This window comes from Halomonas sp. 113 (assembly GCF_904067645.1).
Lineage (GTDB): Bacteria > Pseudomonadota > Gammaproteobacteria > Pseudomonadales > Halomonadaceae > Vreelandella > Vreelandella titanicae.
On record NZ_LR881453.1, the window covers coordinates 146,269 to 169,614 of the forward strand.

At 56.5% G+C, this 23,346-nt stretch carries 23 protein-coding genes, 1 CRISPR repeat array and 1 riboswitch; of the genes, 10 read left to right on the forward strand and 13 right to left on the reverse strand.

What is annotated here, in order from left to right; translation table 11 throughout:
- Positions 1–107: 107 nt before the first annotated feature.
- Positions 108–1,499: a prephenate-dependent tRNA uridine(34) hydroxylase TrhP gene (gene trhP, locus YERSI8AC_RS00850; RefSeq protein WP_159175908.1), complete on the forward strand. Its 1,392-nt coding sequence runs from the start codon at positions 108–110 to the stop codon at positions 1,497–1,499.
- Here trhP and YERSI8AC_RS00855 read toward each other — a convergent pair.
- From YERSI8AC_RS00855 to YERSI8AC_RS00880, 6 genes are all read right to left on the reverse strand, one after another.
- The gene (locus YERSI8AC_RS00855) at positions 1,492–2,229 is read right to left on the reverse strand and encodes a DODA-type extradiol aromatic ring-opening family dioxygenase (RefSeq protein ID WP_159175909.1); all 738 of its coding nucleotides are present in this window, start codon (positions 2,227–2,229) and stop codon (positions 1,492–1,494) included. The two genes, trhP and YERSI8AC_RS00855, sit on opposite strands and share 8 nt — an antisense overlap.
- Positions 2,230–2,308: 79 nt before the next feature.
- The gene (locus YERSI8AC_RS00860) at positions 2,309–2,746 is read right to left on the reverse strand and encodes a DoxX family protein (RefSeq protein WP_051052153.1); all 438 of its coding nucleotides are present in this window, start codon (positions 2,744–2,746) and stop codon (positions 2,309–2,311) included.
- 78 nt (positions 2,747–2,824) lie between these two features.
- Complete coding sequence (locus YERSI8AC_RS00865; protein ID WP_159175910.1) at positions 2,825–3,745, reverse strand: LysR family transcriptional regulator; 921 nt, start codon at positions 3,743–3,745, stop codon at positions 2,825–2,827.
- A complete protein-coding gene (gene thiE / locus YERSI8AC_RS00870; protein WP_159175911.1) occupies positions 3,742–4,374 on the reverse strand; it encodes a thiamine phosphate synthase in 633 nt (210 codons plus the stop codon). Before thiE ends, YERSI8AC_RS00865 begins: the two co-directional genes overlap by 4 nt.
- Entirely contained in the window at positions 4,364–5,173 is an 810-nt protein-coding gene (gene thiM, locus YERSI8AC_RS00875) for a hydroxyethylthiazole kinase (protein WP_159175912.1), read from the reverse strand. Before thiM ends, thiE begins: the two co-directional genes overlap by 11 nt.
- Positions 5,174–5,196: 23 nt before the next feature.
- Positions 5,197–5,295: riboswitch (TPP riboswitch) on the reverse strand.
- A gap of 54 nt (positions 5,296–5,349) precedes the next feature.
- Entirely contained in the window at positions 5,350–5,694 is a 345-nt protein-coding gene (locus YERSI8AC_RS00880; protein WP_022520854.1) for a hypothetical protein, read from the reverse strand.
- Positions 5,695–5,938: 244 nt separating this feature from the next.
- On the opposite strand from YERSI8AC_RS00880, the gene gloA reads away from it, so the two are divergent.
- Positions 5,939–6,475, forward strand: a complete 537-nt coding sequence (gene gloA / locus YERSI8AC_RS00885; protein WP_159175913.1) for a lactoylglutathione lyase — start codon at positions 5,939–5,941, stop codon at positions 6,473–6,475.
- 9 nt (positions 6,476–6,484) lie between these two features.
- Positions 6,485–6,853 (forward strand): DUF6164 family protein, encoded by a 369-nt coding sequence (locus YERSI8AC_RS00890; RefSeq protein WP_022520853.1) that lies wholly within the window; start codon positions 6,485–6,487, stop codon positions 6,851–6,853.
- Here the strand turns inward: YERSI8AC_RS00890 and YERSI8AC_RS00895 are convergent.
- Positions 6,850–7,515, reverse strand: coding sequence for a cupin domain-containing protein (locus tag YERSI8AC_RS00895; protein ID WP_022520852.1), 666 nt, complete (start codon positions 7,513–7,515; stop codon positions 6,850–6,852). The genes YERSI8AC_RS00890 and YERSI8AC_RS00895 overlap by 4 nt on opposite strands.
- Positions 7,516–7,706: 191 nt before the next feature.
- Complete coding sequence (gene ampC, locus YERSI8AC_RS00900) at positions 7,707–8,879, reverse strand: class C beta-lactamase (RefSeq protein WP_159175914.1); 1,173 nt, start codon at positions 8,877–8,879, stop codon at positions 7,707–7,709.
- Positions 8,880–9,031: 152 nt separating this feature from the next.
- Here ampC and YERSI8AC_RS00905 point away from each other — a divergent pair, with 152 nt between their 5' ends.
- Positions 9,032–9,904: a LysR family transcriptional regulator gene (locus tag YERSI8AC_RS00905; protein ID WP_269318634.1), complete on the forward strand. Its 873-nt coding sequence runs from the start codon at positions 9,032–9,034 to the stop codon at positions 9,902–9,904.
- Positions 9,905–9,927: 23 nt separating this feature from the next.
- Here YERSI8AC_RS00905 and YERSI8AC_RS00910 read toward each other — a convergent pair whose 3' ends face one another.
- The 5 genes from YERSI8AC_RS00910 to YERSI8AC_RS00930 form a co-directional block, all read right to left on the reverse strand.
- Positions 9,928–10,986, reverse strand: coding sequence for a metal ABC transporter solute-binding protein, Zn/Mn family (locus YERSI8AC_RS00910; protein ID WP_159175915.1), 1,059 nt, complete (start codon positions 10,984–10,986; stop codon positions 9,928–9,930).
- 35 nt (positions 10,987–11,021) lie between these two features.
- A complete protein-coding gene (locus YERSI8AC_RS00915) occupies positions 11,022–11,912 on the reverse strand; it encodes a metal ABC transporter permease (RefSeq protein ID WP_159175916.1) in 891 nt (296 codons plus the stop codon).
- Positions 11,896–12,630, reverse strand: a complete 735-nt coding sequence (locus tag YERSI8AC_RS00920; RefSeq protein ID WP_035539377.1) for a metal ABC transporter ATP-binding protein — start codon at positions 12,628–12,630, stop codon at positions 11,896–11,898. Before YERSI8AC_RS00920 ends, YERSI8AC_RS00915 begins: the two co-directional genes overlap by 17 nt.
- On the reverse strand, positions 12,627–12,776 hold the full coding sequence (locus tag YERSI8AC_RS00925) for a hypothetical protein (protein WP_162836274.1): 150 nt from the start codon (positions 12,774–12,776) through the stop codon (positions 12,627–12,629). Before YERSI8AC_RS00925 ends, YERSI8AC_RS00920 begins: the two co-directional genes overlap by 4 nt.
- 155 nt (positions 12,777–12,931) lie before the next feature.
- On the reverse strand, positions 12,932–13,603 hold the full coding sequence (locus tag YERSI8AC_RS00930; protein ID WP_159175917.1) for a hypothetical protein: 672 nt from the start codon (positions 13,601–13,603) through the stop codon (positions 12,932–12,934).
- 157 nt (positions 13,604–13,760) lie between these two features.
- On the opposite strand from YERSI8AC_RS00930, the gene cas1f reads away from it, so the two are divergent.
- The 6 genes from cas1f to cas6f all read left to right on the forward strand — a co-directional run bounded on the left by cas1f (position 13,761) and on the right by cas6f (position 22,422).
- Positions 13,761–14,735: a type I-F CRISPR-associated endonuclease Cas1f gene (gene cas1f, locus YERSI8AC_RS00935; RefSeq protein ID WP_159177880.1), complete on the forward strand. Its 975-nt coding sequence runs from the start codon at positions 13,761–13,763 to the stop codon at positions 14,733–14,735.
- On the forward strand, positions 14,732–18,076 hold the full coding sequence (gene cas3f / locus YERSI8AC_RS00940) for a type I-F CRISPR-associated helicase Cas3f (RefSeq protein WP_159175918.1): 3,345 nt from the start codon (positions 14,732–14,734) through the stop codon (positions 18,074–18,076). The genes cas1f and cas3f overlap by 4 nt, the downstream gene beginning before the upstream one ends.
- 397 nt (positions 18,077–18,473) lie before the next feature.
- Positions 18,474–19,847: a type I-F CRISPR-associated protein Csy1 gene (csy1, locus tag YERSI8AC_RS00945; RefSeq protein WP_159175919.1), complete on the forward strand. Its 1,374-nt coding sequence runs from the start codon at positions 18,474–18,476 to the stop codon at positions 19,845–19,847.
- Positions 19,840–20,808: a type I-F CRISPR-associated protein Csy2 gene (gene csy2 / locus YERSI8AC_RS00950; RefSeq protein WP_159175920.1), complete on the forward strand. Its 969-nt coding sequence runs from the start codon at positions 19,840–19,842 to the stop codon at positions 20,806–20,808. Before csy1 ends, csy2 begins: the two co-directional genes overlap by 8 nt.
- 15 nt (positions 20,809–20,823) lie before the next feature.
- Positions 20,824–21,849, forward strand: a complete 1,026-nt coding sequence (gene csy3 / locus YERSI8AC_RS00955) for a type I-F CRISPR-associated protein Csy3 (RefSeq protein WP_159175921.1) — start codon at positions 20,824–20,826, stop codon at positions 21,847–21,849.
- A 3-nt stretch (positions 21,850–21,852) separates the two neighbouring features.
- Positions 21,853–22,422, forward strand: coding sequence for a type I-F CRISPR-associated endoribonuclease Cas6/Csy4 (gene cas6f / locus YERSI8AC_RS00960; RefSeq protein ID WP_159175922.1), 570 nt, complete (start codon positions 21,853–21,855; stop codon positions 22,420–22,422).
- A 129-nt stretch (positions 22,423–22,551) separates the two neighbouring features.
- Positions 22,552–23,240: a CRISPR direct-repeat array (repeat unit 28 nt; unit sequence GTGCGCTGCCGCCCAGGCAGCTCAGAAA).
- The last annotated feature ends 106 nt before the right edge of the window (positions 23,241–23,346 follow it).

The following is a 23,346-nucleotide window of genomic DNA, read 5'->3' on the forward strand; positions in this document are numbered from 1 at the left end:
GTCACGGAAGCGGTGAGCTTGCCAAAACGGCGGGTTTGGGCTGGTTATAATCCTGGCCTTTCATCGCAGTCCGCTGCGAGCCATCGTCCTGATCACGGTGACTGTCTATGCAAGCCCCCGAACGACTGAAGCAAGCTCCCGAGCTCCTTTCCCCTGCGGGCACCTTCAAGAACATGCGTTACGCCTTTGCCTATGGGGCCGATGCGGTCTACGCAGGGCAGCCGCGCTATTCTCTCAGGGTGCGCAACAACGATTTTAAAATTGATAACTTACATCGTGGTATCGAGTATACCCATGCCCGAGGCAAGCAGTTTTACGTTGCCTCCAACATTGCCCCTCACAACAGCAAACTGAAAACCTACCTTCAGGATATGGCGCCGGTGATCGAGGCAGGGCCCGATGCGCTGATTATGTCGGATCCCGGTTTGATTATGATGGTTCGTGACCGCTGGCCGGATCAACCTATCCACCTCTCAGTGCAATCGAACGTCGTCAACTGGGCTGCCGCCCAATTCTGGCAGCGGCAGGGTATCAGCCGCATCATTTTGTCTAGGGAGCTATCACTGGAAGAGATCGGCGAAATACGCGAACAGTGCCCAGGCTTAGAGATCGAAACCTTTGTTCACGGCGCACTGTGTATCGCCTATTCAGGGCGTTGCCTGCTGTCGGGTTATTTCAATCATCGCGACCCTAATCAAGGCACCTGCACCAACGCGTGTCGCTGGAAATACAACACCATAGCGGCAACCCACGATGACACGGGCAACTTAATAGCCGCCCAAGGAAGTGGTAGCGCTGCGGCCGGCAGCCCAGATGAGCTTTCGGCGCTGATTGAAGACGTTTCCCGCCCTGGCAAGCTGATGCCTGTGCATGAAGATGAACACGGCACCTACATCATGAACTCCAAGGATCTTCGCGCGGTGCAGCACGTGGCTCGGCTGACGCAAATGGGCGTGGCGTCACTAAAGATTGAAGGACGCACCAAGTCCCATTACTACGTCGCGCGTACAGCGCAAGTTTATCGACAAGCCATTGATGACGCCGTCGCTGGACGCCCCTTTAACAAACGGCTAATGGATGAACTTGAGAACCTGGCGAATAGAGGGTACACCGAGGGCTTCTATCAACGCCATGTGCACGGTGAGTTCCAAAGCTATGAGCAGGGGAACTCGATCGGCGTTCACCAACAGTTCGTCGGTGAAGTGTTGGGTTTCGATCCGGCTCGTGGCAGGTTGGAAGTCGAGGTTAAAAACCGCTTTGAAGTAGGGGATGGCATGGAGCTTATGCTGCCAGGTGGCAATCACCGCTTCGTGCTCAAGCATATCGAGAACTTAGGAGGTGAAGCGCAGAGCGCAGCACCTGGTTCTGGGCATCGCGTGCGAATCCCCGTTCCCAAGGTCAGCATTACCCCTGAACAGCTTGAGTTTGCGCTGTTAATGCGTGATCTCAAGCCTTTCAGAGCAGCACAATCTGAATCGTTAGGGGTAGCGATCAGCTAAACGCATAAACGTCCATCGCAAGCACACCGTGCTCTACGCTGTGGTGCAGCTGTTTTGCGTCGCCTCCTGCCCCCATGGCCACCAGCAATGGCTGAAAGTGTTCAGGGGTCGGGTGGTTCTCCTGCGCATAGGGTGCGCGCTCCCAGCTAAGCAGCGCTTCACGATCATTGGCGATAAGGCGTTCGCTTACCCAAGTGGCAAATTCATCTACCCAGGCGGGCACAGGGCTCTCCTGGGGCATGATTTCATACAGGTTATGGGTCAGGCTGCCCGAGCCGATCACCAAAATCCCCTCTTCCCGCAGAGCCGACAGGCGCTCGCCCAGCGTGGCCAGCTCCGCATTGCTCCAGCGCACCGGAAGTGACAGCGAGACAACCGGCACATTGGCGTCAGGAAACATCAGTGAAAGAGGCACCCAGGCGCCGTGATCCAGGCCGCGCTCTACCCGCTCGGCGCCCAGTAACACGGCCAGCCGTTCAGCCAGTTTCGGCTCACCCGGGGCAGGATACTGGCACTCGAAAAGCGCCTGTGGGAAGCCGCCAAAGTCGTGAATGGTCTCTGGTTTGGCGCTGGTGCTGACCTTAAGCGCCAGGCTCTCCCAGTGCGCTGAGACCACTACCACCGCCTTGGGCGCAAGCTGCCTGCCCAGTTCACGTAGAAAGGCATGAGCCGGGGTTTTATTGAGGGCCAGCATGGGCGAACCATGGGAAATAAACAGGCTAGGTAACATGAGTAACTCTCCTCAGCAGCATGGCCAACGCTGGCGGTAAGCAAGCGCTGGCAATAGGGTTAGGTGCTAGTGTTAGGTGTTAGGCGAATCGGTTGCTTAACACCCAGCGGCCGCTGCCCAGGCCCGCTTGCACGATTAACGCCAGCGTCCAGAACACCGGGAATTCCCAACCGCCGCCGGCATTTGAGAACATCCAGCCGTTGCCAAGATGCACCCAAGCAGCGCCGAGCAGTACCGGCACCAGTGCCAGGCTCACCCAGCGGGTGTAAACACCCAGAATCAGGGCGGCTCCACCGCCCACTTCCGCGGCAATGGTCAAGTAGGCCAGAAACCCTGGTAAACCCAGTGATTCAAAATAGCCGACGGTGCCCGGTAGGGTAAATACAAACACCTTGAGCAAACCGTGAGCAAGGGCCATCACACCCAGTGCGACGCGCAGTAGCGAGATGGCCTGGGGTTGTAAAGAGTGCTGTACAGAGGGCTGTAGAGAGGGGGCAGAGTGAGTATGCGTTGTCATCGTAGTAGCTTCCATCGAGTGGTTGATGACGCTACTTTACAGCCGGATAAGATCGAGATAATCAGCGTATTTTGCACATCACTGTTGCGTAATGGGCGACAATCCAATGTTCTGCTCCCAAACTGGCGGATCGCCCCACGCCTCGGTGAGCAGGTCGATGAAGCGTTCCACCTTGGCGGGCAGGTAGCGCCGGGCGGGGTAGAGGGCATGAACATCGAGCCGTACCGCTGGCTCATTGGTCAAGATGGGCACTAAACGCCCGCTGGCGATACTCTCTGTGACCAGAAAGCTGGGCTGCTGAGCGATGCCCAGGCCAGCTTCCGCGGCGTGGGTGAGTACATCGCCGTTATTGCTTTCCAGTGGGCCATTGACCGTCAATGACTGCGTGGCAATCTTCCAGTCAGCGCTCTGTTGGCCGCTGCGGTAGCGTAGGCAGTGGTGCTTGGCAAGGGCTTGAACGCTGTCGGGTTCACCGTGGTTGGCAAGATATTCAGGCGATGCGCAAAACAGTAGGCGGCACCGCGTCAGTCGGCGCGCCACCAGGCTGGAGTCAGGCAGGCTGCCGATACGGATCGCTACGTCGTAACCCTCTTCAAGCAGGTCGACACGGCGGTCGTTCAAATCCAGGCGCACCTCTAGCGCGGGGTGGGTGTGCATAAACTGGGCGACGAGCGGCGCTAGGTAGCGGGTACCAAAGCTCATCGGCCCATTAACGCGCAGCCGCCCACGCACATCGCTGGTACCTTGGCCCACCTCGGCGGCGGCCTCATCGAGCGCTTGCAGTATCCCTTGGGCGCGGACTAGATAGCGTTCTCCGGCCTCAGTGAGATGTAGTCGTCGCGTGGTGCGTTGTATCAGTCGCGCGCCCAATGTCTCTTCCAGTGCCATGACCTGGCGGGATACGCGAGTGCGGGAAATATCCAGCGCTTCAGCAGCGCGGGTATAGCTACCCAACTCGGCTACCCGCACAAAAGCGACGATATGCTCTAACTGATTCATGACGCCGAATCGGCTTGGAAAATCTGAAAAGCGCGCGCTGCCTTGTAAGGGTCGGGCTGGCCACAAATGGCCGATATCACCGCTAAACCGTTCGCTCCCGCGCGCTGTACGCTAATCGCATGATCCGCTTTCAGCCCACCAATGGCCACGCTGGGCAGTGGGCACGCCTTGACCAGCGCCGCTAAACCGCCAAAGCCGATGGGTTGGGCGTGATCTTGTTTGCTCTCGGTGGCAAACACGGGGCCAATCCCGACATAATCGAGTAGCTCAAACGGAGAGACTTGCAGCTGGGCGATAGTATTGATCGACAGGCCGATAATCGCTTGCTCACCTAGTACCCGGCGCGCTTGCTGAACGGCTGCGTCGCTCTGACCGACATGCAGGCCATCTGCCTGGCTTTCTAGTGCCACCTGCAAACGGTCGTTAATGATCAGCGGGACACCGGTGCCTGCCAGAAGCGCTTTTAACCGTTTGGCTTGGGCAATCATCTGTTCGTCGCTGGCATGCTTGTCACGCAACTGCACGATGGTGACACCGCCTTTTACCGCTGCCTCAACCGTTTGTTCCAAACCATACTCTTGGCAGAGCGTGGCATCGGTGACCAAGTAGAGCGATAGATCAAGCGGCATGGATTGCCTCCAGTTGGGCATAAGTAGTGAGGTCGTCAGGGGTGAGTTGATACAGCGCATCCAGCAGTGCCACTTGAAAGCTACCAGGCCCGTTGGCGTTGCTGCCCGCACGCTCTCCTGTGACCGCAAAGCAGGCCAGCGCGGCTGCCGTTGCACCCAGTGGGGCGTCGCGGTTGGCAGCCACAAATCCCGCCACTAGCGCGCTCAGCCCACAGCCAAGCGTTGTTACGCGGGGCATCAAAGGATGGCCACCGTTAATGCGGTAGTACTGTGTGCCGTCCGTCACCCAGTCGCTTTCACCGGTCATCGCGACAATACAGCCGTGTTTTTGCGCTAATGCTATCGCAGCGTCCACGGCTTGGTCGGTGGCGGCTGTGGCGTCCACGCCACGGCCTTGGCTAGCTAAACCGTTAAGGGCAAGAATTTCAGACGCATTGCCACGAATCACGCTGGGTTTAGCGGCCAGCAGCTTCGCGCACAGCGTTTGGCGATAGCGCGTGGCGCCAACGGCGACGGGATCTAATACCCAGGGAATGGCATGCTGATCGGCAGTCGCTGTGGCGGTGAGCATAGCGTCAGCCCAGTGGGCAGAGATCGTACCGATATTAATCGACAGCCCCGCGGAGATAGCCGTGAATTCAGCCACTTCTTCAGGCGCATGCAGCATGGCGGGCGACGCGCCGGTGGCTAACAGCAGGTTGGCAGTGCTGTTCATGGCCACATAGTTGGTCATGCAGTGAACCAGCGGTGTCACTGAGCGCAGCGTCTCAAGGTAATCGCCAAGCGGGCGTAGGGTCATAGCATCCTCCCGGCAGGGAGGTGGTAAGCGTTACCACGACTCCCTACGCCGGTGTTATCCGGTTCAGGTTCAAAGGGTGCTTCTCAGCCCAACCGTAACGGAGGGCGCCCCTGTCGAGGGATTACTATCCTTGCCTGAAGTAGCCCTGTAAAGCCCCGGATGCGGACGATAGCAATCTAACGAAACGAAATACGCGTACCGTAGGTAAGCATTTCATCAGGTGTCATCGCTTTACCCTCGACCCCAATCATCTCGTCACCACACTGGTCGGCGAAGGTTAGCACGCCGTGGGTCAAGCCCAGTTGGCCCAGGGTATCGCGGATTTCGCCCGTGCCCAGAAAAGTACTGACGTGGCCCTTGTTATCGCTCAGCTCAGACACGCCGTTAGCATGGTGAAAACGCACTTTGTAGATTCCATCCATCGACTCGACTTCAACAATCGGCGAAAAACCGTTGTGAAGCGCATTGGAAAGCTGTTTTAGCGTCAGGTGGTCACCCAGCGTCATATCGATCGCACTCATGGAAAACTCCTGTAGACGCCTCAAAGGTGGGGCATCACTCATGTTGCGGGAACTGCTTTTTGTAAAGCTTATGAAGAATAAGTGTAGGGTTTTTGTTTAGTATTGCCAGTGCGCTTATCGGCACCTCGATACGACACTGCCTACGTGCTTGTAAGGGCTGTTATTATGGCCATAAAGCCCCCATGGTAAGCGGTACGTGAAGCTCAATGGATTCAATGATCAACATCAGCGATAGGAGAGCAAAATGAGTTTTCAAGGCGAGCAGCATCCCGGCGTCGTGGCTACGCCGCCCCAAACTCAAGGGTTTCGTTTAAACCACACCATGCTGCGGGTGAAAGACACTGAGCAGGCATTGGCGTTCTACTCAAAAGTGTTTGGTATGCAGGTGATGCGGCGGCTGGATTTCGAAGAGATGCAGTTCTCGCTCTACTTCCTGGCCAACCTGGAACCCAGCGACAGCGTTCCGGACGATGCACAAGCGCGTACCGCCTGGACGTTTAGCCAGAAAGGGCTGCTGGAGCTGACCCACAACTGGGGGACTGAAGACCAGGAAGATTTCGCCTATCACGATGGCAATGCCGAACCCCAGGGCTTTGGGCATATCTGCTTCAACGTACCGGATTTGGCAGCGGCCCAGGCGTGGTTCGACGAGCATGACGTCACCTTCGTCAAACGCTCCGATCAGGGCAAGATGAAAGATGTTATCTTCGTTAAAGACCCGGACGGCTACTGGATCGAAGTGATTCAGGCAGACCTGATGGTGGGGAAGAGCGACTCTTGAGGCACGCCAATGGCTGAACTACTGTTCCGGCTGCGCCATGTGACCGACGAAGAGGCCATGGAGGTGCGTGACCTGCTCGCTGCCCATGGCTTTGATACCTATGAAACCCAGGCGGGCTTTTTCCGCCTGGGCGTTGACGCGATTTGGCTGCGCAATCCACATCAGCACGACGCTGCCATCGCGGCGTTAGAGGCCTACCAGGCGGAGCGCCTTGAGCGCGCCCAACGCGAGCATCAGGCGGCGGTTGAGCGGGGTGACGCGGAGACGCTGTGGCGTCGTTTGGCCGCTCACCCGGTGCAGGTCGTGTTAGTACTGCTAGCAGTGGGGCTTATTGCCGCCCTTACGCTGCTGCCGTTCCTGGGTATGTCGCGAAGCTAAGCGGCTGGCAGATGGCCGCGTTTGAGGTACATCATGACGCCATCATCACCGGCGGTAAGTGCCGGAGCAGAACCGCTGGGGTAGCGGCACCAGGTGCCTGCCGTGTAACTCTGTTCGCTATCGCTCAGTGTGCCTTCCAGAATCAAAAACTCCAGCCCGCCCAGCAGCGTGGGGTAGGTAATGGAGGTGCCCGCCGACCAGCGCTCCAGGCTGGTGCGCTCCTGCTTGTAGGTGTGCAGCATTTTATAGGCAATGCGCGGGCGTCGATCAGGCTGCCAGGGCAGCCGATGCGCTGGCACTGCCAACTGTAGCGTGTCGTTGGGGTCAAACTGGTGCAGTTTGACAAATATCAGCGCGCCTTCCTCGCCAATTTGCGGGGTATGGCCGGTGCCAATGGGGTTTCTTAAGTAGCTGCCCGCCGCGTAGCGCCCATGCTCATCGGCGAACACGCCTTCCAATACCAGAATCTCTTCGCCGCCGCCGTGGGTATGCCGCTCAAACTTTGTATTGGGGGCGTAGCGCACAAGGCTGGTAGCGCGAGCAACTTCATCACCAATCCGGTCAAACATCATGCGCTCTACCCCCGCGCTGGGGGAATCGACCCACTGATACTCTTCCGGGGTAACACAGGCAAAGTGGCTAAAATCGGCGTTTAGACGCATGGGAAAGGGCTCTTCGCAGTGAAGGTAAGTGACGGGGGAGGGTGCTAGTCTCCTTATCGACAGCAAAAAATGCAACTTTCGGTTGTTTGATCTTCTTTATATCGCCATAAAAAACACCCCAACCATTGGATGAATATCCAACGATTGGGGTGCAGTTCACGAAGGCGGCATCAGGTTGTCTGGCTGCTTGCTTAGGGCGCTTCAGTCAGCTTGGTAAGAATATGGTGTGCAGCTTCGATGCGCGCCTGATTGGGGTAGTTGCGGTTAGCCAGCAGCACAATGCCGATTTGCTCGCTGGGTACAAAAGCCACGTAGCCGCCAAAGCCGTTGGTAGCGCCGGTTTTGTTATAGAGCGCTTCCTGCCTGGGGACTAGCGGTGGGGTTAAGCGGTTGGCAGGGTTGGGCTGCAAAATCATCTCAAGCGAGTTGCCTACCAGTAACTGATCGAGCGCCACCGGGTAGGCATAGCTTTCCCACCCCAGTCCTTGGGTCATATCGCCGACCTCAAAGTACCCCGTGCGCGTAGCGGCCAAGGCTTGGCTTAGTGGCTCATTAAGCTCAGCACCACTCATATTGGCTTCCACCAGCGTTAGTACGTCTGCGGCAGTCGATTTCAATCCGTAGGCTTGGGCATCCAGCATGCCTGGGTTCACCCGAATGGGTTCATCCTCTTTAGAGTAACCGTAGGCATAGTTCGCCTGCTGCGCTTCAGGCACCTGAAAGTAGCTATGCTCAAGCCCTAACGGGGGAAACAGCGCCTCCTCCATCGCCATCTCGAAGGGCTGACCAAGGCTTTGTGCGGAGAGATAACCGAACAGGCCCAGGCTCGGGTTGGAGTAGAGCCGATGGCTGCCAGGGGCGGATTCAGGCTGCCACTGGCGGTAGTAGTCGATCATCGTCTCTTCGCTTTGAACCGACTCAGGGAACTGCAGCGGCAGCTCGCCCGCGGTGTAAGTACCCAGTTCCAGCAGCGTGATCTCATCGAAGGCGCTGCCTTCAAGTTCAGGCAGGTAGCGGCTGGCCGGGTCGGAAAGCGAGAGGGCGCCGCTAGCCTGGGCATAGCCAGTGAGTGCAGCCGTGAAAATCTTGCTGATAGAGCCGAGTTCGAACAGCGTCTCATCAGTGACCGGAATCCCCGCTTCTTGATTGGCGAGGCCATAATTAAAGTAGTGCTGCTGGCCGTTGATACTCAGCGCGATCGCCATGCCTGGAATACGGTGCTCGGCCATCAAAGGCGCGATAGTATCGTTCACCAGGGCCTCAATATCGGCGCTTTCAGGCGTGCCGGAAGCCCATGCAGAGCCGTTGAGTAGAAGCGAACCTGTCATGATAAGGCCGCAGTTTGCTGCTAACATCTTACGCATACCAAAATCCTGTTGTGATTAATACCAAGAGAGGGCGGAGAGTTATTTCCAGACGCAAAGCCTGTGACAGGGGTTAACTTACGGCGCGCTGCGGCAATTCACAAACAGCGATATTTTGCATAAGCCATTAGAAAAATTTGGGGGTCAAGTTGGTGCGTCCCTACTTGCCGTTGAAGGCGCTGCGCGCGTTTGAGGCGTCGGCCAGGCATTTAAGCTTTACTCGCGCGGCAGAAGAGCTTCATGTGACCCAGGCGGCGGTAAGCCACCAGGTAAAGCTGCTCGAAACGCTGTTGAAGGTACCGCTATTCAAGCGTTTGCCCAGGGGGCTAATGCTTACCCAGGAGGGCGAGCTGCTGCTGCCGGTATTGAAGAGTTCATTCGACCAGATAGCCCACACGCTGGAGCGGGTGGGCGAGAGCAGCTATCGGGAGGTATTAAACGTCGGCGTGGTGGGGACTTTTGCCGTCGGCTGGTTGCTGCCGAGACTGGGAGACTTTCAGCGCCAGTACCCTTACGTCGATTTACGGCTCTCCACCCATAACAACCGCGCGGATATTGCCGGCGAGGGGCTGGATTTTGCGATCCGCTTTGGCACAGGGGCCTGGCATGGCACCGCGGCGCAGCCGCTACTACCGGCGTCACTCTCGGTAATGTGCATACCTGATATCGCCGCGCGGCTTAACACCCCAGCCGATGTGCTGGGGGAAACTTGGCTGCGCTCTTATCGCGCCGATGAATGGACAGAGTGGCTATTGGCGGCAGGGCTACCACGCAGCTTTCCGATGACCAACAGCATTGTGTTTGATTCTTCCATCGCCATGGTGGAAGCAGCCCTACAAGGGGCAGGCGTGGCGCTGGCGCCACCGCTGATGTTTCCCCGCCAACTAAACAGCGGCGCACTGATACAGCCTTTCGACACCGCTGTTAGCCTAGGCGGTTACTGGCTGACTCGCCTGCAGACACGCCCCGAAACCCACGCCATGGCGTCCTTCCGGGAATGGCTGCTCACGGCCATTAATGCCTGAGCAGCACTATTGACGTTAACTGCTTAGTGGCTGTGACCATGATCATCGTGGTCGTGGTCGTGGTCGTGGTCGTGGTCGTGGTCGTTATGACCCGGCTGGGCCAACGCGTCGTGCAGCACGTGGGCATTGTGGCGCATCATACCCAGATAAGTGCTAGCTTCACCCTCTGCTGCCAGCGCATCGGCGTAGAGCGTGCCCGCAATGGGCAGGCCGGTCTCTTCGGCGAGCTGGGTGATGATCGATTGGTTGGTCATGTTCTCGTGGAACAGCGCCTTCACGTTCTCCTGCTCAATCACATCCACTAGCGCCGCCATGCTGGCGCCACTGGGGTCGGCTTCCGTGGAAAGCCCTACCGGAGAGAGGAAGGTCACCCCGTAGGCGCTTGAGAAGTAGCCAAAGGAGTCGTGGCCGGTAATCACGCTGGTGGAGGCCGGGATCTCGTCAATCAGCGCACGAATCTCGTCGTCTACCTCGGCCATTTCCTGTAAATACTGCTCCGCATTGGCGCGGTAGGCATCGGCGTTATCTGCGTCGGCGGCGATTAAGCCATCGCGGATATTGGCGATATACACCTCGGCTTGGTGCATATCCTGCCAGGCGTGAGGATCTTGATTGCCATGGTCATGCCCCGCGTGCTCATCGGCATGCTCTTCGTGGTCATGGTCGTCGTGCCCATGGTCGTGCTCGTCATGATCATCATGGCCGTGCTCTTCATGTGCAGCGAAAGAGAGCGGTTCAATACCATCGGTCGCGGTGACCATCGGCCCGTTGTAGTCGCTGGCGCTAATCAGGCGCTCCATCCAGCCTTCAAACAGCAGGCCGTTGAAAACGACTAAATCGGCATTGGCCAGGGAGCGTGCATCGCCGGGGCTGGGGGAGTAAACGTGGGCATCGCCATCGGCAGCCACCAGCGGGGTCACCTCGACATGCTCGCCGCCTACGTTTTCCACCATATCCGCCAGGATAGAGAAACTGGTCACCACCTGAACGCGCTCATTAGCCATGGCAGCAGGCAGCGCCAGCAGCGCGGACACACCGACTAACCAACGCGATGGCCGAGATGATAAATAGGCAAGCGACATACAACACTCCTTACAAAAAGCATGAAAACTGACAATTAAGACCCTTGTTCCACTGCCAGCGGCGTGGTTTTACGCCGCAGCTTGGCTGCCAAGCTGTGGTAGCGACCAAACAGGGCCGAAAAGAGATAACCGAACCCCGCCAGCAGGATAATGCTCGGGCCTGAAGGGATATCCAGATGAAAAGAGAGCAGCAGGCCACCGGTGCTCGCTACCATGGCCAGTACAATCGCGATGCCGATCAAGCCCTCTAAGCGTTTGCTCCAAAAGCGCGCCGAGGTGGCGGGCAGCATCATCAGTCCCACCGCCATTAGCGTACCCAGGGTTTGAAAGCCGGCGGTTAGGTTCAGCACCAGCAGGCCCAGGAAAACGCTGTGTACCCAACCGCTGCGGCGGCTTTGGCCACGCAAAAACAGTGGATCCAAGCACTCCACTACCAGGGCGCGAAACACCACTGCCAGGGTCAGCACAATCAGCGTACTGATACCCGCGATTAGCAACAGCGCGGTGGAGTTGATCGCCAGAATCGAGCCGAACAGCACATGGGTAAGGTCAACGCTGCTACCGCCCAGCGAAATCAGCATCACGCCTGCGGCCAGCGAGATAATAAAAAAGCTCGCCATGGCGGCATCTTCGCGCTGGCCGCCCATTTTCGAGACCGCCCCCGCCAGCAGCGCCACCATTAACCCAAACAACACCCCGCCAATACTCATAATCGGCAGCGAAAAACCTGCCAGCAGGAACCCCAGCGCGACGCCGGGCAGAATCGCGTGGGCCATGGCATCGCCAATCAGGCTCATGCCGCGTAGCACCAAAAACACACCCAGCGGCGGCGCGGCCAACGAAAGCGCCAAACCACCCACCACCGCGCGGCGCATAAAGCCGTAATCGAACGGGCTGACAAACCACGCATTAAGCAGATCCAGCATGGCGTCCTCCCATGGTAAACGGCACTACCTGAGCGGGTGCGTGTTGATGGGTCAGCGCACTGGGCGCCACCCAACGGCCATGGCCGCCGTTTAGCATCAGTACTTCATCGGCCAGGCGGCGCAGGTGATCCATATCGTGCAGCACGACAATGATCGTCGCGCCGTCGTCCGCCATTTGGCGCAGGATGCGGATCAAAATATCCACGGTTTCGCTATCCACGTTGGCAAATGGCTCATCGAGCAGCAGTAGCTCGGCTTCCTGCATCAGCGTACGGCCGATCAGTGCACGCTGGCGCTGGCCTCCGGAAAGTTCGCCCAGCGGGCGGTGGGCCAAGTGCGAAATACCCAGCCGCGCCATAATCTCGCGGCCTTTACGGTAGTGCCCCGCACAGTAGCCGGTTAGCGCGCCGTGGCTGGGCCAGCTGCCGGTCATGACTAACTCTTCCACACTCATCGGGAAGGTGAGATCCAGCGCCAACTGCTGTGGCAACCACGCGCGGCGCTCTTTCGCGACGGTGCAGACCACTTCGCCGCTAATAGGCCGAAGTTCGCCCATAATGGCCTGAATTAGTGTGCTTTTACCGGCGCCGTTAGCGCCAATCAGCGCAGTAATCGCGCCCGGCTTAAAGTCGCCCTCGATATGTTCCAGCACCGTGCGGCGCGCCTGGGCCAAGTGCAGGTTGTGCAGCTGTAAGCGTGATAAAGAGCGCTGACTCATCCTAACCACCCGCTAGCCCAAACCACCAAGCCCCACAACGCCAATAGCGGCACGGCAACAAACAGCAGCCGTTTAACAGCTGATAGCGACATCAAGGAGAAGTGACAGGGGCCCTCCTTGTTATGGCGGTGCGTATGCTCACTCATCAAGCGGCCTCGTATAATTTCAAATAGGTTATAACATAACGTTTGGCAAAGCCAAAAAATTGCTGAGTATTTTACTCGTTCACGCCGCGCTAGCAACGATAAAGCGCTAGCGGAAAACCGTCGCCAGCGCTTTAAGGGAATAACCGTAGGGTGTATCAATAGCGCCAGGTAGCACCTAGCTGCTGCGGCGCTACATGCAGCGAGTATTCACCGGGAATAGTGATCGGCCCCAGCGATAGGTTAGCGGGTTGGAAGCGATTAATCGCAGAAGACGCCTGATTCGGCTGTGTCCAAATTTGTAGCTCATTCACCAGCATGCCGGTAACAAAGTTGATAGCACCATCACTTTCTCTGCCATCGGCGGCAATCACTGCACCCGCCACGCCATTCACCACAAGTGAGCTCACCCGGGCGCCCCAGCCGCGGCGCTCACGCTCCGCTTGAGCGAGCTGTAAACCCAGTGCCTGCACGCCGCTTAAATCACCGCTGGTTTTCAAACGCTCATATTCGGCCAGTGCCGCGGGGTGCGGCTGGCGGTCGGTTAGCATGCCGCCCACGGCCAGGACGGATTTCACCACGCCCACCCGGGCATCAAAGCGGTCATCCGGGTCGCCCGCCTCGCTGGATTGGTAAGCGTTCACCGCCAGGCTGGTGGCGTAAATGCCCGTCCAACCCCACTGCCAAATATTGGCATGGCGTGCGCCGTCCTCAAACACATCATCGTACTCACTCCACTGTCCCTCGGTTTGAGCCTGGACGTGTGAAGAGACAGGCAGGGTGATCACCAAGGTGGTAATCAGCGCGGCAAAAAGACGAAAAGCATGCATGGTGAAGTGCCTATATAGGGGGAGCAGTCGCGCTAAGCGTAGCACGCAAAACAAATGAGACGAGGGGGATTCAGGGGTGGCGAAGTATGACTAAGGTCAATGGTGCTGCGGGGTGAAGGATGGTTAGATGGGGAAAGACGATAACCAGGAGCGCCGCATGGATGACTTTTCGCCCAGTGACCTAAAAACCATTCTTCATTCCAAGCGTGCCAACCTCTATTACCTGCAGCATTGCCGGGTGTTGGTGAACGGTGGCCGAGTGGAGTATGTCACCGATGAGGGCAGTAAATCCCGATACTGGAATATTCCCATTGCCAACACCACCTCGATACTGTTGGGTACTGGCACCTCGATTACCCAAGCGGCTATGCGCGAATTGGCGAAAGCTGGGGTGCTGGTGGGGTTTTGTGGTGGGGGCGGTACGCCGTTATTTGCTGCCAATGAGGTTGATGTGGATGTCGCCTGGCTGACCCCGCAAAGCGAGTATCGACCCACGGAGTATCTCCAATACTGGGTGCGCTTCTGGTTTGATGATGTAAAACGCCTGGATGCCGCCCGTGCATTTCAGCAGGCACGCTTGGCGCGTATTGAATCGCTGTGGACAAGCCGCGTGATGAAAGACGCTGGTTTTACTATTGCCACCGATCACCTGCATAGCGCGCTGAACCTCCACCGTGAAGCAATCAACAAAGCCCCCAGCACCGTTGACCTACTGACCCTGGAAGCGCGTTTAACCAAAACGCTGTTTAAGCTGGCGGTTAATGCGGTCGACTACGGCGACTTCACCCGTGCCAAACGCGGTACCGGCACCGATCCTGCCAACCGCTTTCTCGATCACGGCAACTACCTCGCCTATGGCTTGGCGGCTACTGCCACCTGGGTGCTGGGCATTCCCCATGGCCTGGCGGTACTCCACGGTAAAACCCGCCGGGGCGGCTTGGTGTTCGACGTGGCGGATTTGGTTAAAGACGCGGTGATTCTGCCCCAGGCGTTTATTTCCGCCATGCGCGGCGATGAAGAGCAGGAATTTCGCCAAGCCTGCATCGAGCGCTTAACCCGCACCGAATCCCTCGACTTTATGATCGATACTCTCAAGGAAGTCGCCCAAGCGCTGGGGAGTGGCGAAGCATGAACGTGCTGCTGATTTCCCAGTGCAACAAAAACGCCCTGAAAGAGACGCGCCGCATCCTCGACCAGTTTGCCGAACGCCGGGGTGACCGCACCTGGCAAACGCCGATCACCCAAGCCGGGCTGGATACCCTGCGCAAACTGCTGCGTAAAAAAGCCCGCAAAAACACCGCCGTCGCCTGCCACTGGATTCGTGGCCACGATCACAGCGAGCTGATGTGGGTGGTGGGGGATGCCTCGCGATTTAATATCCAGGGCGCAGTGCCGACCAACATCACTGCCCGCGATATTCTGCGCAGTCGTGATGAAAACGATTGGCACAATGGTGAAGATATCCTTTTGCTCACCGCGCTGGCTGCGCTACTGCATGACCTGGGCAAAGCCTGCGACGCCTTTCAGCAGCGGCTAAAAGGCAAAGTAGAAGGGCGCAACTTATACCGTCATGAGTGGATATCGCTGCGCTTGTTCCAAGCGTTTATAGGCAGTGACGATGACGCTACTTGGTTGGCGCGCCTCGCGGAAGGCGACTATCAAACGCAGGACTGGTTAGGTGGATTGGAGCGCGATGGAATAGACGCTCCTACCTCGGCAGTGTTCAGCCGATTACCGCCGCTGGCGGCTGCGCTGGGTTGGCTGGTGCTTAGCCACCACCGGCTACCGTTAAAACCGCCGGAAAAAGTTGGCGAAAATGAAAGGCGATGGGGGAGAGGAAATGCGCCCCTACAGGCCGAACAACTGCCCGCGTTATTTGAGTCGATAAACGCCGAGTGGAACGAGATTCCTGAAACGCAAGACCCTAAATGCATCGCGCCCTATTGGCAGTTCAAGAGTGGATTGCCCGTTAGTACCCCACGCTGGCGTGATCGTGCTACCAAGCTTGCCACACGGTTACAGGCGCGGCTGCAAAATAGCAGTCACTGGCTGGAAAGCCGCTATGTCATGCACTTAGCCCGGCTTAGCTTAATGCTGGCTGACCACCACTACTCTAGCCTGGAAGACCTCCAGCATCGCGTGCGCGGCGAGCCCAACTACCCGCTGATTGCCAATACCGTGCGCAAAACCGGCAAGCCCAATCAGCTATTGGATGAGCATATCCTGGGAGTTGAAAAACATGCCGCCGCGGTCGCCCGTGCGCTACCCAGCGTTGACAGCCACTTACCACGTCTAGCGCGCCATAAAGGCTTCCGTAAACGCAGCAGTCACCCACGGTTTCGCTGGCAGGATAAAGCCTTTGATCTGGCCCAATCGCTTAGGGAACGTAGCCAACGGCAGGGCTTTTTTGGCATCAATATGGCGTCCACCGGCTGTGGTAAAACCTTAGCGAATGGCCGCATTATGTACGCTCTGGCCGATCCCCAGCAGGGTGCGCGCTTTAGCATAGCCCTAGGGCTGCGCACCCTAACTCTGCAAACTGGCCAAGCATTACGTGACCGTCTGCATCTGGGCGAAGATGAACTCGCCGTGCGGGTAGGTGGCAGTGCCAATAAAGCCCTGTTTGAGCACTACGAGCAGGAAGCCGAAGCCAGCGGCTCGGCATCCAATCAGGCGCTGATAGAAGAAGATGCCCACGTGGTGTTTGACGGCAATTTTGATAGCCACCCCGTGCTGCGTCGTTTGAGCGATGAGCCGGGCACCCGCGCGCTGATTGCCGCCCCCATTTTGGTATGTACAGTTGATCATCTTGTGCCTGCCACGGAGAGCACCCGGGGCGGGCGTCAAATCGTGCCCATGCTGCGCCTAATGAGCAGTGACCTAGTGCTGGATGAGATCGACGATTTCGATATCAACGACCTACCGGCGCTTACCCGGCTCGTCAATTGGGCTGGGCTGCTAGGGTCACGGGTACTGCTTTCATCGGCCACCTTGCCGCCTGCGCTGGTGGAGGGTTTGTATGAAGCCTATCGCAGCGGTCGTGAAGCCTTTCAGCGTCATCGCGGCGAGCCGGGATTAGCGACCGATATTTGCTGCGCCTGGTTCGACGAGCACGACCGACAGCATGAAAACTGCGCCAGTAACGAGACTTTCAAGACCGCGCATCAGGCCTTTGCCAAGCGTCGGTTAGAGCGCCTATCTACTAGCCCGGTGCGCCGCCGTGGCGATATTTTGTCGTTGCCATCGCTGGGTAAACGGCCAGAAGAAATTAGGCCCGCGGTTTCAGCGCTGCTACGCGAGCATGCGCTAGCGCTTCACCAGCAGCACCACTCCGTTGATCCTCACACCAGCAAACGCGTCAGCTTTGGTTTGATTCGAATGGCCAATATCGACCCCTTGGTGGACGTAGCCAGAGCACTTTTTCAGCAGGGTGCCCCTGAAGGTGTGCGCATTCACCTCTGCGCCTACCACTCCCGACACCCGTTGGTCATGCGCTCAGAAATTGAGCGCCGGTTAGATAGAACACTGCAACGGGCTGAGCCAGATCGCGTATTCCAGCAGCCGGATATCCGCCGCCTGATGGATAGCAGCGAAGAGAACGACCACCTGTTTATTGTGCTTGGCTCGCCGGTAACGGAAGTGGGTCGCGACCACGATTATGATTGGGCGATTGTTGAACCGTCCTCCATGCGTTCGATTATTCAGTTAGCGGGCCGGGTGCGCCGTCACCGTGAGCAGGCCTGCGAGGTGGCGAATATTCTGCTCCTGGAGACCAACCTAAAGCACCTGGAGCGCGGGGATGAACCCGCTTTTCATAAGCCAGGCTTCGAAACGAAGATGGCCTGGCGTCTTAATAGCCACTCACTTAACACACTTCTTACGCCAGATGAGTATCAGGTGATCGATGCACGCCCCCGCGTGCTGGCGCGAGAAACGCTCCACGCCAAAGATAGCCTGGTAGACCTGGAGCACGAGCGGCTGCACCAACTGATGATCGAACAGCCCGCCGAGCCGTTAACCAAAAAAGAGATAAGAATAGGGAAAGCGCCCAAGCCACCGCCGTTAGGCGCCTATAGCTGGCATGTAATGCCGCAACTGCATTTAACCGGTGTATTGATTCAACGTGACCCATTTCGTAAGCAGCTCGAACCTGAAATAACGCTAGCGCTGCTGCCTGATGAGGGCGGTGAAACCTGGACGCTACACCGCGTAGACGATGGCGCAAGGCGCGGTGAAAAACTCTATATCCCGGTGGAAGAGAGCCTGCTGGTGCGGGTAGACCTAGCAAAAGAGCAGGGCGAGCGGATACAACCCTGGGGTGCAAGTGATTACTTAACGGCACTGGCTGACTTGGCGGAAGACTTGGATATCTCCCTTGATCGCGCCGCCCGTACCTTCGGCACGGTAACGGCCTCGGCTAGAAACCAGCGGTGGGGGTATCACCCGGTGTTGGGATTTTGGAGGAGTAAATGAAGGCCGGTGATAGACACCGGCCCGCTGCCTGTGCGGCAGAGTATCGTAGCAAATGAACCCAAAGGGGTAATTTTCTAAGCTACCTGTTCGGTTTTTATCCATTACACCATTAGGTGCGTCTGCAATCTACTTTCAATAATACTCTTGACGTAGACCTTTGAGCACACTAAAGTAAACCCGTGAGCGCTGCAACGCTCACGGGTAAAAAAGTACGGAATAATCGACTGTATCTGACTCTCCCAGTTGAGGAAGAGAAGGAGGATGCTAGTGTGGTTAATTACCACATCGTTAGAAGAGTAGAGCAGCGGGTTAGTTGATAACCTGCTTATGCTCTGAGGTCGAGACCTCAGAGCATATTTTGCACGATATCTGCATTGATGCAAAGAGGCTCTGCTTTATGTCTGATTCCGCAAGTGAGCAACAATCGAGTTTAGGATTAACAATAAAAGAGTTTTTGAGCGAACGCTTTCGTTCAAAAAGTGAAAAGTTACTTCCCGATGACCCGAAATACCAGGTGTTGGTCGATCAGTTTCAGTTCGATACCTGGATCAACGATGCAGCCAGGCGCGTTGGTCAACTGCAAGTCGTTACCCACTCCCTCAAACCTATTCACCCCGATGCCAAAGGCTCTAACCTTTACGCTCCTCCCGAGTCGCTAAACAAACATTTTCTTGTAGGCAGTCACGCGCTACCCGCTGATTTTGCAGGCGATGTAGTAGGTAATGCTGCGGCATTAGATGTTTATAAATTTTTGAAGCTGGAGTATGAAGGTAAATCGCTGCTTGAACGTGTGCTAGAAAATGATACTGAGCTAGCAAAAGCGTTAAGTGATAATCCCGAACAAGCTCAGGCGTGGATCGACGCCTTTGCTGCGATTACTGAGCCGCGCGGTGAACATGCTTCACATACCCGGGGCAAGCAACTCTACTGGCTGGTGGGTGATGATGCAGCAGACGTAGAAAATGACGCTGAGAACTTCCATCTGCTGGCCCCTCTCTATGCCACCTCGCTGGCGCACCGTGTCTTTCAAACTATTAACCATGACCGCTTTAGCGAAGAAGCCAAAGAGTCACGTAAAGCCAAGCGGGAAGGGAAATACGCTGGTCAACCGGTACACAGCTACCCCAATCTAGCCGTACAGAAAATGGGCGGCACCAAGCCGCAGAATATCTCGCAACTGAATAGCGAGCGGGGCGGCAATAATTACTTATTGGCTTCAATGCCTCCTAGTTGGGAAAAGCAAAAGGTCAGCCCGCCATATAATGTGGATTCTATTTTCCAGCGCTTTGAAAAACTAAGCAGTGTTAAGAAAAGTTTAAGCAACCTCGCCTGGTTCCTCTCAAGTGACCCCTCCCCGAATGTTCATACCCGTTCACGGGTAGACAATATTCATGGCTCTCTCATAGATGAGCTGATGGTTTTCACAAGCCAATTCCATGAGCTGCCAGCAGGTTGGAGTACCAACGAAAAGTGCAAGCTGCCTGTTGAGGAAATTTATTGGCTTGATCCAGAGCGTGCCGAGGACGATGAGCAGTTTCGACAAGGTCGCAAGAACATCGACTGGGCGGCTACTGTTCGCCAACGGTTTTCCAATTGGCTTAACGAAAAGCTAAGCAAAAAACTGAGTGTAGGTGATGTTGAGTTTCTCCATTGGCAGAAAAAGCTGAAAGAAGACGCTACCCATCAGCGCGTTTTGGATCGTGATCGCCGCTGGATGGCATCGCTAGAAACAGAATTAGATGCATGGCAAGGAGCACTAGACGATGAGTGAAATGAAAGGCCTCCTAGTCCTGCCGCGCCTGCGGGTACAAAACGCCAACGCGATTTCCAGCCCAATGACCTGGGGCTTTCCTGCCATGAGTGCTTTTGTAGGTTTGATGCATGCTCTGGAGCGGAAGTTAGCAGAGGCAAGTCTTCCCGTTTCGTTAGGTCGCGTTGGGGTTATTTGCCACGACTTTGAAGCCCAGGCCACTGAAGGTGGTTACATTCGTGGCTTTCACCTGACGCGCAACCCGGTGGACAAAACCGGTGGTACGGCAGCGATTGTAGAAGAAGGGCGTATCCATCTGGATATCACGCTGATCTTCGCGATTGATACCGGCGCTGCAGAAAGCGAGCATGAGGATATCGCCCACCAAATCCGTGAGATTGTATCGGGCATGCGTATTGCCGGTGGCAGTGTGGTGCCCAATCGCAACGTGTCGAGCCATAAGCAGCGCCCGCAATGGGTCATGCTTGATGACAACGAAGATGAACGCTACAAGCAGTTCGCTCGACTGAAGCGCCACTGGCTGCCGGGCTTTGCGCTGACCCTGCGCGATGACTACCTCACCAAACACCTCACAACGCTGCAAAAACACAACCCTGAGGCCAGTTTGCTGGATGCGTGGTTAGACCTCTCTCGTCTTAACCATGTTTGCACGTTAGAGAATGAAGGTGAACCCAACGAGAAGCCCGTTTGGCAGACGCAGCGGCCCTATCGCGGCTGGCTTGTGCCGATTCCAGTTGGTTATGGCGCTATTTCCGACCTTTTCCAGCCCGGAGAAGTGGCTAACGCCCGCGATACCAAGACCCCGTTCCGCTTTGTCGAAAGCCTCTACTCCATTGGTGAATGGGTTAGCCCACACCGCATGAAGCAACCTGAAGACCTGCTTTGGTACGTTGATAACGACGAAGAAGCGGGCCTCTACCGTCTTAATAACGATTACCACCTTCGCGCCACAGCACAGTAAACAAGGAGCTTTATCATGGCTAAAAACGATACCCTTAAAACCGCTTCCGTCCTCGCTTTTGAGCGCAAGCTCGACCCCTCAGATGCGCTGCTCTACGCCAGCAGTTGGGAGAAGCGGGAAGATGAACAGCAGTGGCAGCCGGTTGAGGTGCGTGAAAAATCGGTGCGCGGCACTATTTCTAATCGCTTGAAAGCGAAAGACCAAGATCCCGCTAAATTAGATGCCGCGATTGAAAACCCCAACCTACAAACCGTCGATGTCGCCACGCTACCCCACAATGCAGATACCTTAGTCGCGCGTTTTACGTTGCGTGTATTAGCCGGTGCTGGAACACCTTCGGCCTGTAATAACGCCGAGTACCAAGCCAAGCTGGAACAGGCAGTTGCCGAGTATAAACAAGCACAAGGCTTCGGCGAGCTGGCACATCGTTACGCCAATAACCTCGCTAATGGCCGCTTTCTGTGGCGTAACCGCATGGGCGCAGAGCAAGTTGAGGTAAGCGTTCGACAATTGGCGCAGGGTAAAACCACCAAAGAGTGGACGTTTGATGCACTGTCGCTTTCGTTACGAGCTTTCGAGGACACCGCTGAGCTTAAAGAACTCGCCGGTGTTATCGCCTCCGCGTTGGCGGGTGAGCAGCACTTACTGCTTGAGGTAGTGGCTTATGTGCGTGTGGGCAGTGGCCAAGAAGTGTTCCCGTCCCAAGAGCTGATTCTTGACCGGGGCCGGGGGGATAAGAGCAAAACGCTTTATCACGTTAGCAAGATTGCCGGTATTCACTCGCAGAAACTGGGTAATGCCATTCGTACCATCGACACCTGGTACCCCAATGAAAACGATGAAGACCTAGGCCCTATTGCTGTTGAGCCGTATGGCTCAGTGACCACGCAGGGCAAAGCGTACCGCCAGCCCAAGCAGAAGGCTGATTTCTACTCTCTGCTAGATAACTGGATGATCAAGGATCAAGTACCTACGAAAGAAGATCAGCACTTTGTTATGGCGACCCTGATTCGCGGCGGTGTATTCGGCGAAGCGGGGTAAACCATGGATCACTATATTGATATTCGGCTAAGGCCCGACCCCGATTTCGCTACGCCGATGCTGATGGGCGCGCTCTACAACAAGCTGCATCGAGTGCTATTTGACCTACAGGCAACGGATATAGGCGTTAGCTTTCCAGGCCATAAGCATGGAGTCCGTGCTCGTACATTAGGTGATCACCTGCGTTTGCATGGCACTCAGGCACGGCTGGGGCAATTGATGGGCGCTGACTGGCTAACCGGCATGCGTGATCACACCCAAGTCAGCGAGGTGCTTGCCGTGCCCGCCAATTCTCAGCACTTCAACGTGGCGCGCAAGCAGTTCAATACGGGCAGCCCAAGCCGTGCCAAACGCTATGCCAAGCGGCATGACATTTCGGAAGATGAAGCGCAGCAGATTTATGCCAAGCTAGCGGCGCGGCGCATTGAGCTACCCTTCGTGCAAATAAACAGCCGCTCCACCCAGCAGCGCTTTAGCCTGTTTATTGAACACGGCAAGCCTCAGGAAAAACCGGTGGCGGGTTCGTTTAATCACTATGGCTTAAGCCCTGACGCCACAGTGCCGTGGTTTTGACCCTTTTTTCTAACATGAAAATAGGCGACCAATAATCAATCACTTAGCGGTGTCGCTCGAAAAAGGGTGATACCGCTTTTTTTGGCTAAAGCTCTTTAACAATCAGCACATTAATTTTGATATGCTCTAGTGCGCTGCCGCCCAGGCAGCTCAGAAAGCCAACGCCGCGCAGTCGGAGGTAAAGGGCCAGTGCGCTGCCGCCCAGGCAGCTCAGAAAGCCCAGAACAACCGTGCCGAACTCGACGTCTTGTGCGCTGCCGCCCAGGCAGCTCAGAAATGAATGAACTCACAATGCCTGGAACCTATTTTGTGCGCTGCCGCCCAGGCAGCTCAGAAAAATAACGAGTTCACCTGGAAAGAAGTCAACGGGTGCGCTGCCGCCCAGGCAGCTCAGAAAGTAAATCGCTGGGCATGTTCTGCAGCGTGTACGTGCGCTGCCGCCCAGGCAGCTCAGAAAAAGTGCCGTAACGGGCACGGTAAGCACAGGCGGTGCGCTGCCGCCCAGGCAGCTCAGAAATTATCCGCTGGCTCTTGGGGGAGAAGAAGCGCGTGCGCTGCCGCCCAGGCAGCTCAGAAAAGCACGAGATCGCGCACTGTTTGGGTATCCGGGTGCGCTGCCGCCCAGGCAGCTCAGAAAGTGCCAAACGTCGTCAGCCGATAGGCAAACCCGTTCGCTGCCGTGCAGGCAGCTCAGAAATGGCGGCCTGACTGCATTTGCACGCTGCCCGCGTTCGCTGCCGTGCAGGCAGCTCAGAAAATTCTGATGGATGCTTGGCACCCTTGCTTAGGTGTGTGCTGCCGCTCAGGCAGCCCAGAAAGCTCCAAAAAACTCAAGGTAATGCGGGATATTGAGTTTATTGCTGGCTCAGTATCGTACTTCATCCCTGAATAGCTGAACCTTTTATTAATTAAAATTGATAGCAT